The sequence below is a fragment of the Sphingomonas sp. genome (assembly GCF_029239295.1).
Taxonomy (GTDB): Bacteria; Pseudomonadota; Alphaproteobacteria; order Sphingomonadales; family Sphingomonadaceae; genus Sphingomonas.
The window spans coordinates 196,755-207,583 of record NZ_JAQZBC010000004.1 but is presented as its reverse complement, the minus strand read 5'-3'; the positions used below and the strand labels follow the sequence as shown (position 1 = coordinate 207,583).

General features: G+C 63.4%; 17 protein-coding genes. 11 read left to right on the top strand and 6 right to left on the bottom strand.

Annotated features, from left to right (window positions below):
- Nucleotides 1–215 precede the first annotated feature (215 nt).
- Together K0S66_RS05885 and K0S66_RS05880 are read left to right on the top strand one after the other, a co-directional pair.
- Nucleotides 216–533 (top strand): hypothetical protein, encoded by a 318-nt coding sequence (locus tag K0S66_RS05885; RefSeq protein WP_301074278.1) that lies wholly within the window; start codon nucleotides 216–218, stop codon nucleotides 531–533.
- Nucleotides 530–667, top strand: a complete 138-nt coding sequence (locus K0S66_RS05880; RefSeq protein WP_301074276.1) for a hypothetical protein — start codon at nucleotides 530–532, stop codon at nucleotides 665–667. Before K0S66_RS05885 ends, K0S66_RS05880 begins: the two co-directional genes overlap by 4 nt.
- 557 nt (nucleotides 668–1,224) lie before the next feature.
- On the opposite strand, the gene K0S66_RS05875 is transcribed toward K0S66_RS05880, so the two are convergent.
- The 3 genes from K0S66_RS05875 to K0S66_RS05865 form a co-directional block, all read right to left on the bottom strand.
- The gene (locus K0S66_RS05875) at nucleotides 1,225–1,464 is read right to left on the bottom strand and encodes a hypothetical protein (protein ID WP_301074275.1); all 240 of its coding nucleotides are present in this window, start codon (nucleotides 1,462–1,464) and stop codon (nucleotides 1,225–1,227) included.
- Between the two features lie 119 nt (nucleotides 1,465–1,583).
- The gene (locus tag K0S66_RS05870; protein WP_301074274.1) at nucleotides 1,584–2,072 is read right to left on the bottom strand and encodes a hypothetical protein; all 489 of its coding nucleotides are present in this window, start codon (nucleotides 2,070–2,072) and stop codon (nucleotides 1,584–1,586) included.
- Between the two features lie 239 nt (nucleotides 2,073–2,311).
- Nucleotides 2,312–2,572 carry a hypothetical protein gene (locus K0S66_RS05865; protein ID WP_301074272.1) on the bottom strand — a complete coding sequence of 87 codons (261 nt, stop codon included), beginning with the start codon at nucleotides 2,570–2,572 and terminating at the stop codon, nucleotides 2,312–2,314.
- A gap of 113 nt (nucleotides 2,573–2,685) precedes the next feature.
- Between K0S66_RS05865 and K0S66_RS16755 the strand changes: the two genes are divergently transcribed.
- Entirely contained in the window at nucleotides 2,686–2,874 is a 189-nt protein-coding gene (locus K0S66_RS16755) for a DUF6771 family protein (protein WP_366520783.1), read from the top strand.
- A 331-nt stretch (nucleotides 2,875–3,205) separates the two neighbouring features.
- Here the strand turns inward: K0S66_RS16755 and K0S66_RS05860 are convergent, their stop codons facing one another.
- Nucleotides 3,206–3,334, bottom strand: coding sequence for a hypothetical protein (locus K0S66_RS05860; protein ID WP_301074300.1), 129 nt, complete (start codon nucleotides 3,332–3,334; stop codon nucleotides 3,206–3,208).
- A gap of 105 nt (nucleotides 3,335–3,439) precedes the next feature.
- Here K0S66_RS05860 and K0S66_RS05855 point away from each other — a divergent pair, with 105 nt between their 5' ends.
- The 6 genes from K0S66_RS05855 (at nucleotide 3,440) to yihA (ending at nucleotide 6,988) form a co-directional block, all read left to right on the top strand.
- On the top strand, nucleotides 3,440–3,718 hold the full coding sequence (locus K0S66_RS05855; protein WP_301074270.1) for a hypothetical protein: 279 nt from the start codon (nucleotides 3,440–3,442) through the stop codon (nucleotides 3,716–3,718).
- Between the two features lie 84 nt (nucleotides 3,719–3,802).
- Nucleotides 3,803–3,937 carry a 50S ribosomal protein L34 gene (rpmH, locus tag K0S66_RS05850; protein ID WP_028056723.1) on the top strand — a complete coding sequence of 45 codons (135 nt, stop codon included), beginning with the start codon at nucleotides 3,803–3,805 and terminating at the stop codon, nucleotides 3,935–3,937.
- Nucleotides 3,938–3,969: 32 nt separating this feature from the next.
- A complete protein-coding gene (gene rnpA / locus K0S66_RS05845) occupies nucleotides 3,970–4,320 on the top strand; it encodes a ribonuclease P protein component (protein WP_301074298.1) in 351 nt (116 codons plus the stop codon).
- The gene (gene yidD / locus K0S66_RS05840) at nucleotides 4,317–4,529 is read left to right on the top strand and encodes a membrane protein insertion efficiency factor YidD (protein WP_082103069.1); all 213 of its coding nucleotides are present in this window, start codon (nucleotides 4,317–4,319) and stop codon (nucleotides 4,527–4,529) included. Before rnpA ends, yidD begins: the two co-directional genes overlap by 4 nt.
- 30 nt (nucleotides 4,530–4,559) lie before the next feature.
- Nucleotides 4,560–6,263 carry a membrane protein insertase YidC gene (gene yidC / locus K0S66_RS05835; protein ID WP_301074269.1) on the top strand — a complete coding sequence of 568 codons (1,704 nt, stop codon included), beginning with the start codon at nucleotides 4,560–4,562 and terminating at the stop codon, nucleotides 6,261–6,263.
- Nucleotides 6,260–6,988, top strand: coding sequence for a ribosome biogenesis GTP-binding protein YihA/YsxC (gene yihA / locus K0S66_RS05830; RefSeq protein WP_301074267.1), 729 nt, complete (start codon nucleotides 6,260–6,262; stop codon nucleotides 6,986–6,988). Before yidC ends, yihA begins: the two co-directional genes overlap by 4 nt.
- A gap of 21 nt (nucleotides 6,989–7,009) precedes the next feature.
- Here yihA and K0S66_RS05825 read toward each other — a convergent pair whose 3' ends face one another.
- Nucleotides 7,010–8,521 carry a M20/M25/M40 family metallo-hydrolase gene (locus tag K0S66_RS05825; protein WP_301074266.1) on the bottom strand — a complete coding sequence of 504 codons (1,512 nt, stop codon included), beginning with the start codon at nucleotides 8,519–8,521 and terminating at the stop codon, nucleotides 7,010–7,012.
- A 74-nt stretch (nucleotides 8,522–8,595) separates the two neighbouring features.
- On the opposite strand from K0S66_RS05825, the gene K0S66_RS05820 reads away from it, so the two are divergent.
- On the top strand, nucleotides 8,596–9,261 hold the full coding sequence (locus K0S66_RS05820; RefSeq protein ID WP_301074264.1) for a glutathione S-transferase family protein: 666 nt from the start codon (nucleotides 8,596–8,598) through the stop codon (nucleotides 9,259–9,261).
- Nucleotides 9,258–10,376, top strand: a complete 1,119-nt coding sequence (gene dapE / locus K0S66_RS05815; RefSeq protein ID WP_301074262.1) for a succinyl-diaminopimelate desuccinylase — start codon at nucleotides 9,258–9,260, stop codon at nucleotides 10,374–10,376. Before K0S66_RS05820 ends, dapE begins: the two co-directional genes overlap by 4 nt.
- Nucleotides 10,377–10,488: 112 nt before the next feature.
- Here dapE and K0S66_RS05810 read toward each other — a convergent pair whose 3' ends face one another.
- A complete protein-coding gene (locus K0S66_RS05810) occupies nucleotides 10,489–10,740 on the bottom strand; it encodes an ATP synthase F1 subunit epsilon (protein WP_301074261.1) in 252 nt (83 codons plus the stop codon).
- Nucleotides 10,741–10,829 lie beyond the last annotated feature (89 nt).

The following is a 10,829-nucleotide window of genomic DNA, read 5'->3' as shown; positions in this document are numbered from 1 at the left end:
CGCAACTTGACCCGCAACCCAGCGGGTATGACATAAACTTCACGACACGGGTCCATTCTCGATGAAAACTCCGGGTCAACTCTCAGTGCAAATCAACAGAAGGTGGCTTAAGCGACCTATTCAGCTTCTCACGCTGGATCGGTGGACACGATGAGGATCACCACGAAGGCACAAGCCTCATCACTCTCGAATACCGAGAGGTCGCCGCGCAGAAGGTGCGCGATATGCTGCCAGAGCTAGGTTTGGCCTGTTACGAGATCGACACCCAGACCGGACGCAGCAAGACGGTCCTGTTCGCATTTCCGGTAGCCGAACCGCTCGACCACATCGAGACAACGCGCGCCGCGAGCCTCATCGCAGAGATGCTGGAAGCCTCTGGCCTCAAGAGGCACTCATTCCTCTCCACCTATTTCTGGCGCTTCCGACACAACGGCTCAATCACGTTTCATGACGGGGTGCCGTTCTCTCGTAAGATCATCACTGCCGCCTTTGATGCTCAGGTCTATGTCGAGATCAAGAGGTGGATGCGATGAGCCGCGACGCATTGGATGCGATCGTGCTCAACGAGATTGCCGATCAGCCAGACCTCACTCCGAATGAGCGCATCAAGCGTGCCATCGATATTGCTTTGGCGCTCCTGAACGTCTCGATTGAAAAGCATGATTGAATGGCGAGCATTGGGTGGAAAGCGGACGTTGGCTGACAAGAGCAATCATGCCTGCCTCAGGCATCGGAAGAGGATCGAACCGTCTGTTGATCGTAGTCGATAGGACGACCGAAGATACAGGCGCGCGCGGGTGCCAGCGGCTTTTGGAGTCAGGATCACTGTCAGGAACCGAACCTCGTTAACCAACGGCTTGCCTGGATCGAGGCGACCTCCTCGAACAAACAAGTTGAGAAATGACCGTCGTCGCCCACGGACAGGGTTGGCGACTGCCAATCCGACACCGGAACGCTTCCCCAAACACGCTGCCACTTCACGGGGCGACATCGGCCCGGAAGCATCAAGCCTAAGCGACGAGCCGTAATCGTTTGGAATGGCCTCGCCTCGACTGCTTAACGTCAATGATACCAGCCCCAACAGAACAGGTGTGAGGATCTTTGGTGCCATCGCTCGAAGCATACTGGCACCCTCAACGTCCGCAACTGGGGCGGTAGCTGCCTGGCCGCTTCAAATTTCGCGGGTGCCGTCGTGAACGGCTGAGATTGGGTGGAAACCTGCGATCATAGGCCCATTCGCCAATATACGCGAAAAACGAATATCCCTTGAAGGGCTGCGACCGCCGCAAAGATTACGAACGCCGCGACCGAATAATGACTACCGACCTCGCCTAGAAAGAGACTTCCGACGAACACGAACCAAGCAGGAAGTCCGATCGTCACGGCTACGACCTTCACCCAGCCGGGCAACACGTCCCATTGAGTGTCGCGGTTTAAAGAGAAATCGGCGTCGTCATTCGGCATGGATATCTCGTGACACAATAACGCTGGTGTACGCTAGTGGGGCGATTAGGGACAATCGGCACCCAGACTAATGGGAAGCGGAAGAAAGCCGGCGTTCAGGTCATCAGCCTAGAGCGCGTTTAGGGCCTTCGGTGATCAAACAGCGCTTTAACAATCCGGTACATAGCTTCTGCTTCGCTTGTCAGACAGTAGATCGCATCCGACTTAATCCGCACGCCGTTCTTCACCAGCGTGAACTCGTCTGGGCCAACCGCATGACTAGGCGGGGGCGGCGGCCCTTCGAGCTGCTTCGAAGCGCAAGTGTTGTCGTTAACGCCGCTTGCGAAGGCGCGATCTGAAAGCTGGCGCACGTTCTCGAGCACGTCACCTTGCAGCCTACCGGTATGACGGGGTGTCATCGGAAACCCCTTAGGCCAGCCGGCGACAGGCGGAGTCACAACGTAGTCACCCGAGGTCAGATCTAGCTCCAGCGTCTGCGATGGCGTCCATTCTGACAGATCAACATTGATCGTCAGCTTGTCTCCGGCGTCAGCGGCGGCAGTACCGGAGCAGGCCAGTATGGCTAGCGACCCTGCCGCGATGTTGCTCGCCCAAGCTATTCTCATCAATCACCCTCTCCATGCAAAGCCATATCAGCGTGAAACATGTCAATGCGGAAGGGGTATCCGGAAGCTATGGCGCCTCCAGTCGCAAGCTAACTCGACCTCCAGCGGCGAACCGAAGATCTGACCGCTTCCGGCTAGTCCAGCGGGCCGCGCCAATGATTTGAACTGGGGCGGTTCCTGCCTGTCCGCTCGTGGAATGCCCCACCGTGCAAGAGCGGCCTAGATTGGGTGGAAACCGGACGTTACTCTGCAAAGGCGACGAAGGTCACGTAACCAACCGCCACCGCGGCAATCGCAAGGGATAAGACTTGAAGGTAAGGCGCGGCTGCACCGTGTCGCGATAGCCAAATGGCCATTGGGAAAAACAGCAGCAGCAGGAAATTGACCCAGCCGATTGCGCCGTGAGGGCCGCCCATTCCCAAGCCGGATACTGCCAGCAAAGCAAGCGCTGACGACACGCAGAGCGCGGTGCGATAGCGGATTGGTTCCAGGGTGTTGGCCATCGACCGCTGTATGAAGGTAGCAAACATTGTCGGCAATTGGGCGAAAGCGGACAGGCCGCTTTTCTCAGCTAACGGGCTTGAACCGAATCGATTGTTCGTGGTCTGTTCTCGTTATGAAGCACGATCCCTCTAGCCTCGCCCATACCCTCCTCACGGCGCCTGCTTGGGCGCGCGTTGGGCTTACCGCGCCGAGTAAGAGCATCCGCGAAGCAGCGGCAACCGAGTTAGCCGAGACGATCATCGGCGCGCTTCAGGCATCCCAACCCTGCTACGATGCTCGCCAAATGGCTCTGCCGCTGTGACGTGTCTGCCAATTACAAGATAGAGACGCTTAGCCAGATGTCCCGGCTGGGCCGCAATCTGGAAGTCAGGTGTGGATGCGGCCATAGGTCAGTCGTAGATGGAGAGAACTTCGCACGCTGGTTGTTTATAAATCGGTTCGACACCCGCGTTCACATGCCGCGGGAGAGGCTTCGTTGCTCAGTCTGCGGCTCTCGCCCGATCGGCATACGGCCCGCCTCGAACCAGCCCACCGCTCCCAACTGCTGGCCAAAAGATGAGGGCGCGTGGCGGCGCAGGATCGCTCGCCTGCGGGGCTGATCAGCTAAGGACCCCAGGAATCGCCGTTTTGCTTCAGCCCCAGATTTCGTTTGCGTAAGCTACATGCTTGAACGCCGGCAGCCCCGCGATCAGTTGCACCTGCACCTCGACCGCGCGCGCCTCCAGCCCCAGATACGCCACCGTCGCGACGATTGCCGCCATGCATCCCCCGCCCCTGTTATGCCGTCGTTCATAGCCGCTTTGTCAGCGCTGCAAACCATTCATCACCGTCTTGTCTTTGCAATACACCGGAGCCACATGCGCCCCATGCGCGATCGCCACCCTGCCATGCGGATCTTCCAGCTCACGCTCGGCGGTGTGCTGCTGGTGGGCGCGGCCGCGCTCGGGCCGCTGCCGGGACCGGGCGGCATCTTCCTGTTTGCCGGCGGCATGATCCTGATCCTGCGCAACTCGCGCCGGGCGCAGGTTCGCTGGGCGCGGATGAAGCGGCGGTGGCCGCGGGTCGGCAACATCGCCGATCGTGCAATGCGCCGTCGCAGCGCGCTTCGGCGCCGCGCGCGTGATCGGGTGCTGGGGTCGCGTTGACTTACCCGTCGCCTTCACCTATGCGGCGCCATGTTCGGGCTGCCCCTCGTGGCGGCCCTTCTTTTTCAGATTCGGGAATGAGCAATGAAGCGGACCTTTCAGCCGAGCAACCTGGTGCGGGCACGCCGTCACGGCTTCCGTGCGCGGATGGCGACGGTCGGCGGCCGCGCGGTGATCCGGGCACGTCGCGCCCGCGGTCGCAAGAAGCTGTCGGCCTAACAGCCGGGCAGCCTCGCGCAGGCGATACGATCATTCAGACGCTTACCCGCCGCCGGGATTTCCTGGCGGCGAACGCGGGCGAGCGCGCACCAATGCCTGGCTTCGTGCTGCTGGTGCGCCCCCGCAATGATGGCGACGCGACGATCCGCGTCGGCTATACCGTCACCAAGAAAATCGGCAACGCCGTGGTACGTAACCGGATGAAGCGCCGGCTGCGTGCGCTCGCGCGGGAACTGCTGCCGGCATCGGGTGTGCCCGGCGCGGATCATGTGCTGATTGGGCGAATGGGCGGGATCGAGCGGGATTACGCCAGCCTTCAGGCCGAACTTGGCAAAGCGTTGCGCAAGACGTCGTCGCGCGTCAACGCCAAGGTTCCGGGATGATCGCCCGCCTGCTGATCCTGGTGGCACGGCTCTGGCAACTTGGCCCGTCGCTGATCCTGCCGCCAACCTGTCGTTACCAGCCCAGCTGTTCGGCCTATGCAATCGAGGCCTTGCGCCGCTATGGCGCAGCACGAGGCAGCTGGCTCGCGGCAAAGCGCATCGCGCGATGTCATCCGTGGGGCGGGCACGGCTATGATCCGGTCCCATGATGGATTGGGCCCAGAGGGAATAAGGCGCTCGTGAACAAAGAGAACAAGAATTTCGTCCTGTTCGCGGTGATCGCGGCGCTGATCCTGTTCGGCTGGCCAGTGGTGCAGAACCGCTTCTTCCCGACCGCCAATCCCCCGGTGACGAAAATCGAGGACGGCAAGACTGAGGTCCTGCCGAACAAGAATGCCGATCCCACCGCTGACACGCCGGCCGCCAATCGCGACCGTGCGGTGGTGCTGCGCGAAACGCCACGGGTGCAGATCGACACGCCGACGATGCACGGCTCGATCAACCTGAAGGGCGCCCGGATCGACGATCTGGTGCTGAAGAATTACAAGGTCACCGTCGCGAAGGATTCGCCGCCGGTGCGCCTGCTGTCGCCGGCCGGCGCCCCGGAGGCGTATTTCGCTGCTTTTGGCTGGCGCGACGACGGCCTCTCGCCGCCCTCGTCCGATACGGTCTGGAAGGCTTCGTCGAACCTGCTCGCGCCGGGTAAGCCGGTGACGCTGACAGCCACCAACGACAAGGGCCAGCGCTTCTCGATCGAACTCACCGTCGACGACGGCTACATGTTCGGCGTCAAGCAGACGGTCGCCAATGCCGGCACCGGCGCTGTTCCGGTCGCTGCTTACGGCCTCGTCAATCGCGCTGGCGTGTCAAAGGATCCCGATAGCTGGACGATCCACGTCGGCCCGATGTCGGTCCACAATGACAAGGCCGACTATGACGTCGACTTCAAGGATCTGGACGAAACCCCGCAGCGCTTCTCCACCACCGGTGGCTGGCTCGGGTTCGCCGACAAATATTGGCTGACGGCGCTGATCCCGGATCAGGCGCGTCCGTTCGACGGGCAGTTCCGCGCCGGCGCCAACAAGGCGTACCAGGGCGATTACACCAGTAACGCCCAGCTGCTGCCGCCCGGTCGCCAGCTGACCCAGACCAGCCGCTTCTTCGCCGGTGCGAAGGAGGTGCGCCTGCTGGATCACTACACCGATAAGGAAGGCGTCACCCGGTTCGACTATGCCCTCGATTGGGGCTGGTTCCGCGTCGTTGAAAAGCCGATCTTCTATTATCTCGACTGGCTGTTCCGCCATGTCGGCAACTTCGGCGTCGCCATCATCCTGCTGACGCTGACGATCCGTCTGCTGATGTTCCCGATCGCGCAGCGCCAGTTCGCGTCGATGGCGAACATGCGCGCCGTGCAGCCGAAGATGAAAGCGATCCAGGAGCGCTTCAAGGACGACAAGCCGCGCATGCAGCAGGAGATCATGGCGCTGTACAAGGCGGAGAAGGTCAACCCGCTCGCGGGTTGCGCCCCCACCCTGCTCCAGATCCCGGTGTTCTACGCGCTGTACAAGATGCTGATGCTGACCATCGAAATGCGGCACCAGCCGTTCGTTGGCTGGATCAAGGATCTGTCCGCGCCGGATCCGTTGACCCCGGTCAACCTGTTCGGCCTGCTCGCCTTCACGCCGCCCTCGTTCCTCGCCATCGGTGTGATCCCGATCCTCCTCGGCATCAGCATGTACTTCCAGTTCAAGCTGAACCCGGCGCCGATGGATGACGCGCAGAAGCAGATCTTTGCGCTGATGCCGTGGGTGTTGATGTTCGTGATGGCGCCGTTCGCGGTCGGTCTCCAGGTGTACTGGATCACCTCCAACGTTCTCACGATTCTGCAGCAGAAGCTGCTCTACGCCCGCCATCCGGGCCTGAAGGAAGCACCATCGAAATGACCGTCTCGTCCTCCGACACCGGTGATACGCCCGGCGCAGCGCCGGTGCCGGAGGCTGCGAGTCACGTTGCGCCAGACATCAACGAGACGGCGGATCGCTCCGCCGACGAGATCGAGTTTGCGCGCAAGGTCTTTGCCGGCCGCATCGAGTTTCTGAAGTCGGCGCCCGCGCTGCAGTTCCTGCCCGATCCGCTGGTGCCGGAGGTGGCGTTTGCCGGCCGCTCGAACGTCGGCAAGTCGTCGCTGATCAACGCGCTGACGGGCCGCAAGACGCTCGCGCGTACCTCCGTCACACCGGGCCGCACGCAGGAACTGAACTTCTTCGACGTGGGCGATCCGCTGCTGTTCCGCCTCGTCGACATGCCCGGCTACGGCTTCGCCAAGGCGCCGAAGGACGTCGTCAAGAAATGGCGCTTCCTGGTGAACGATTTCCTGCGCGGACGTCAGGTGCTGAAGCGCGCCCTCGTACTGATCGACGCGCGCCACGGCGTGAAGGATGTCGACCGCGAGATCCTCGAAATGCTCGACAAGGCGGCGGTCAGCTACCGCATGGTCTTGACCAAGGCGGACAAGATCAAGGCGTCCGAACTGGTCGAGGTCACCGAACGCACGGTCGCCGAGGCACGCAAGCGCCCCGCCGCGCATCCGGAGATCATCGCCACCTCCGCTGAAAAGGGCATGGGCATCCCGGAACTGCGCGCCGCGGTGATCGAGGCGATCGGCTGACCGATCGCCTCGCCGCCCGGCTCAGCCGGTCGCTGCGATCTGGTACAGGAAATCGGCGAACACCGCGGTCGCTCCGTCATAACCGAGCACCTTCGGATTGGTGCTTTCGATCAACAGATATTCGTCGGGCGCATGCGCGCCATTGCCATGACCCAGCCCAAACTGTCCCGCGGGTAGCGACACCGGCGCGCCGGTGAAGATATAGCCCGGCCAGCTGCCCGCGAGCCGCGGATAGACCGTCGTCTTCACCCCCGCCCGCTCGCACGTCGCGCGTTCGGCCTTGATCAGCGCTGAATCCTCCGCCGTCTCGGTCGGGTCATAGCCGCCACCCACCTTGACGGCGATGTCCTTGAACCCGCGCTTGTCGAGATGCGCACGGACCTTGGCGACGCAATCGGCGTAGGTCTGGTTGGGTACCAGCCGGAAATCGAGCTTCGCCGTCGCCTTCGCGGGCAGGATCGTCTTGCCGCCCGGCCCGGTATAGCCCGCAACAAGCCCCTCGATATTGACCGTCGGCATCGCCGCCAGCCGCTCCAGCGTCGCCTGCCAGCTTTCCTCGCCGATCCACTTCTTCACCCCGGCCTGCCGCAGCGCGTCGGCCGAATCGCGTGCCCGCGCGCTCTCCGCGATCAGCGCCTTCTCGCGGGCGGTCAGCGGGCGGACCTTGTCGAACCAACCGTCGATCGTCGGTGTGTTTCCGTCCTCGGACACCAACGTGTCGAGCGCCTTGACCAGCCGCCACGCCGGCGCATCGATGATCGCCTTCTGGCTCGAATGGATGTCGCGCGTCGGCCCGCGATCCCAATTCTCGGCCGAGGCGATCAGCTCCAGCTCGACGATGCCCTTGGCGCCCAGGTTGATCGTGAAATCGCCCGTCGTCGGGTCCTGCCACATCGCCGGGATGATCACGCCGCTGCACTTCTTCAGCGCCGCCAGCACCTCAGGCCGCTCGACGATCTGTTTGAAATGCGGAGAGCCGATCTCCTCCTCGCCCTCCGCCACCAGTACCAGATTGACCGGCGGCTTCACGCCCGCGCGCTTGAACGCGTGAAGCGCGGCCAGCATCGCGCTTTCGGGCCCCTTCTGGTTCACCGCTCCGCGCCCGACCAGCACCTTGCCCAGCCCCGGCTTGTCGACCATCCGTCCTTCCAGCGGCGGCGATGTCCATTCCGCCGGGTCGAACTGCTTGACGTCGTACATGAAATACAGGCCCAGCGTCTTTGCCGCGCCATTATCCATCGTCGCGAACACGCCCGGCGCGCCATCGGTGGGGACGATGGTGGCGTGCTGAAAGCCCGCGTCGCGCGCCATATGCGCCATCATCGCCGCGCCCTTGTCCATGTCGCGGTTCTCCGCCGCGATGGAGGGTAGCGCGATCCACTGCCGCAGCCGCGCAATCGCCTCGTCATGGCCGGCGGCGACCGCGCGCCGGATCTTGTCCATGTTTCCAGCCTGCGCCGTCGCCGCTCCGGGCGCCAGCAACGCCGCCCCTGCCACCGCGCCACCCAGCAGCCCGCGTCGATCCGTCTCCATAATAGCCCCCCGTCTTTTGCGTTTCTCCGGGCGAATGTTGCACGGGGTCGCGCGCGGCTCTACCCCTTGCAGCCATGAAATTGATCATCGGCAACAAGGCCTATTCCTCCTGGTCGCTGCGCGGCTGGCTCGCCTGCAAACAGTCAGGCGTTCCGTTCGAGGAAGTCGTGGTGCCGCTCTACGATCAGGATTGGGACCGGCGTCGCGAGGGCGCCGAGTTCGCCCCCTCCTCGGGCAAGGTGCCGATCCTGTGGGATGGTGAGGCGGTGGTGTGGGACAGCCTGGCCATCATCGAATATCTTGCCGACAAGGTCGGGCGCGATGTCTTCTGGCCTGCCGACGATGCGGCACGGGCAATGGCACGGTCGATGGCGGCGGAAATGCACTCCAGCTTTGTCTCGCTCCGGCGCGAGCACAGCATGAACATCCGCCAGATCTATCCGCCGATCACACCGTCCGAGGGCGTGGTTGCAGACCTTTCGCGGATGATGGAATTGTGGGCGCAGGCCCGCGCGCGATGGGGCGGCGACGGCGATTTCCTGTTCGGCCAGTTCAGCGCCGTGGACATCATGTTCGCGCCGGTGTGCACCCGGATCGTCACCTATTCGCTGCCGGTCGCCCGCTTCGCGCAATCCTATATCGCCGCTGTGCTTGCCCACCCCTTCATGCAGGATTGGATCGCGGGCGCGCAGGAAGAGGATTGGGTGATCGAACAGTTTGAGCAGCCGGCACAGCAATGAGCGACGTTCTCGCGCTGACGCAGGCGCTGCTCGCTTGTGAAAGCGTCACGCCCGCCCGCGGGCCTGTGTTCGATGTGCTGGAGGCGGCATTACGCCCGCTCGGCTTCCAGGTCGATCGCTTCGTCGTCGGCGAGGCACCTGATGGGCCGGTAGAGAACCTGCTCGCTCTGCGCGGCAGCGGCGGGCCGCATATCGCCTTTGCCGGCCACCTCGACGTGGTCCCCCCCGGTCCGGGCTGGACGAGCGGCGCGTTTGAGCCGGAGGTTCGCGGCGACCTCCTCTACGGCCGCGGCGCCGTCGACATGAAAGGCGCCATCGCGGCCTTCGTCGCGGCGACGGCGCAGGTGGAGGGGCCCGGCACCATCAGCCTGCTGATTACCGGTGACGAGGAAGGTCCCGCGCTTTACGGCACCCGCGCGCTGATCGACCGCATGGCCGGGCGGGGCATTCGTCCCGATGCGTGTTTGGTGGGTGAGCCGACCTCCGCTGCCCGCCTAGGGGACATGATGAAGATCGGCCGGCGAGGCTCGGTCAACATCTGGATCGACGTTCCAGGCCGGCAGGGCCATGTCGCCTACCCCCACCTCGCGGACAATCCGATCCCCCGCCTCGTTGCTGCGCTTGCGGAGATCGATGCCATCGTCCTCGACGAGGGTACCGACTGGTTCCAGCCGTCCAATATCGAGGTGACCGACATCACCGTCGGCAACCCCTCGACGAATGTCATTCCAGCCAGCGCCAGCGCCCGCCTATCGATCCGCTTCAACGATCTGCATCGCGGTGAAGAACTCGGTGCTCGCATTGCCGCGATCGTCCATCGCCACGCGCCCGAAGCGATCGTCACGCCGAAGGTGTCGGGCGAAGCGTTTTTGACTGAACCCGGCGCGCTTTCCGCCACGCTGGCAGCTTCAATCGAGGCATGTACCGGGATCACGCCCGAACTCTCCACGACGGGTGGCACATCGGACGCGCGCTTCCTCGCCGCGGTCTGCCCGGTCATTGAGTTCGGCCTGGTCAACGCCACCATGCACAAGCTTGATGAAGCGGTCGCTGTATCTGATCTCCGCGCCCTGACGGCGATCTACGCCGATTTCCTCCGCCGCAGCTTCGGCTGACAAGGGCAACACTGCGCCTGGCGGGGCTGGCCGGGTATGACAAAGGCTCCCCCGGACCGGGTCCGGGAGAGCCTTTGCAAAAGATCGTCGAAGCGGGTGAGTCAGCCGCCCGTCAGGCAGCGTGCTCCGCCAGAACGGTCAGGCCATTCGCGTTCACTTCCGCGAATCCGCCCCGGATGGCGATCGTCTCCGGTGCGCCGCCCGCGGTCTTCTGGACCAGCAGATTGCCGTCGCGGATGGTCGACATCAATGGCGCATGACCCTCCAGCACGCCGAAGTCACCTTCGGTGCCGGGTACGGTGACCATGTAGACGCTCTCGCTGCGGACGAGGCGTTCAGGCGTGACGAGTTCGAAGTGCAGCATTTCTTCTTCTCACTCCCTTCCACACCGGAAGGGGCTGGGAGGGCCTGCGGGAGGGGCAGCGGCTTCGCCAATCCCCGCCCTCGACCCTC

What these genes read in the sequence shown, in the direction of transcription:
- K0S66_RS05880 (WP_301074276.1), top strand. Translation starts at nt 530, where the DNA reads ATGAGCCGCGACGCATTGGATGCGATCGTGCTCAACGAGATTGCCGAT.
- dapE (WP_301074262.1), top strand. Translation starts at nt 9,258, where the DNA reads ATGAGCGACGTTCTCGCGCTGACGCAGGCGCTGCTCGCTTGTGAAAGC.
- K0S66_RS05860 (WP_301074300.1), bottom strand. Translation starts at nt 3,334, where the DNA reads ATGGCGGCAATCGTCGCGACGGTGGCGTATCTGGGGCTGGAGGCGCGC.
- yihA (WP_301074267.1), top strand. Translation starts at nt 6,260, where the DNA reads ATGACCGTCTCGTCCTCCGACACCGGTGATACGCCCGGCGCAGCGCCG.
- K0S66_RS05855 (WP_301074270.1), top strand. Translation starts at nt 3,440, where the DNA reads ATGCGCGATCGCCACCCTGCCATGCGGATCTTCCAGCTCACGCTCGGC.
- K0S66_RS05820 (WP_301074264.1), top strand. Translation starts at nt 8,596, where the DNA reads ATGAAATTGATCATCGGCAACAAGGCCTATTCCTCCTGGTCGCTGCGC.
- K0S66_RS05865 (WP_301074272.1), bottom strand. Translation starts at nt 2,572, where the DNA reads ATGGCCAACACCCTGGAACCAATCCGCTATCGCACCGCGCTCTGCGTG.
- yidD (WP_082103069.1), top strand. Translation starts at nt 4,317, where the DNA reads ATGATCGCCCGCCTGCTGATCCTGGTGGCACGGCTCTGGCAACTTGGC.
- rpmH (WP_028056723.1), top strand. Translation starts at nt 3,803, where the DNA reads ATGAAGCGGACCTTTCAGCCGAGCAACCTGGTGCGGGCACGCCGTCAC.
- K0S66_RS16755 (WP_366520783.1), top strand. Translation starts at nt 2,686, where the DNA reads ATGAAGCACGATCCCTCTAGCCTCGCCCATACCCTCCTCACGGCGCCT.
- K0S66_RS05825 (WP_301074266.1), bottom strand. Translation starts at nt 8,521, where the DNA reads ATGGAGACGGATCGACGCGGGCTGCTGGGTGGCGCGGTGGCAGGGGCG.
- K0S66_RS05875 (WP_301074275.1), bottom strand. Translation starts at nt 1,464, where the DNA reads ATGCCGAATGACGACGCCGATTTCTCTTTAAACCGCGACACTCAATGG.
- K0S66_RS05810 (WP_301074261.1), bottom strand. Translation starts at nt 10,740, where the DNA reads ATGCTGCACTTCGAACTCGTCACGCCTGAACGCCTCGTCCGCAGCGAG.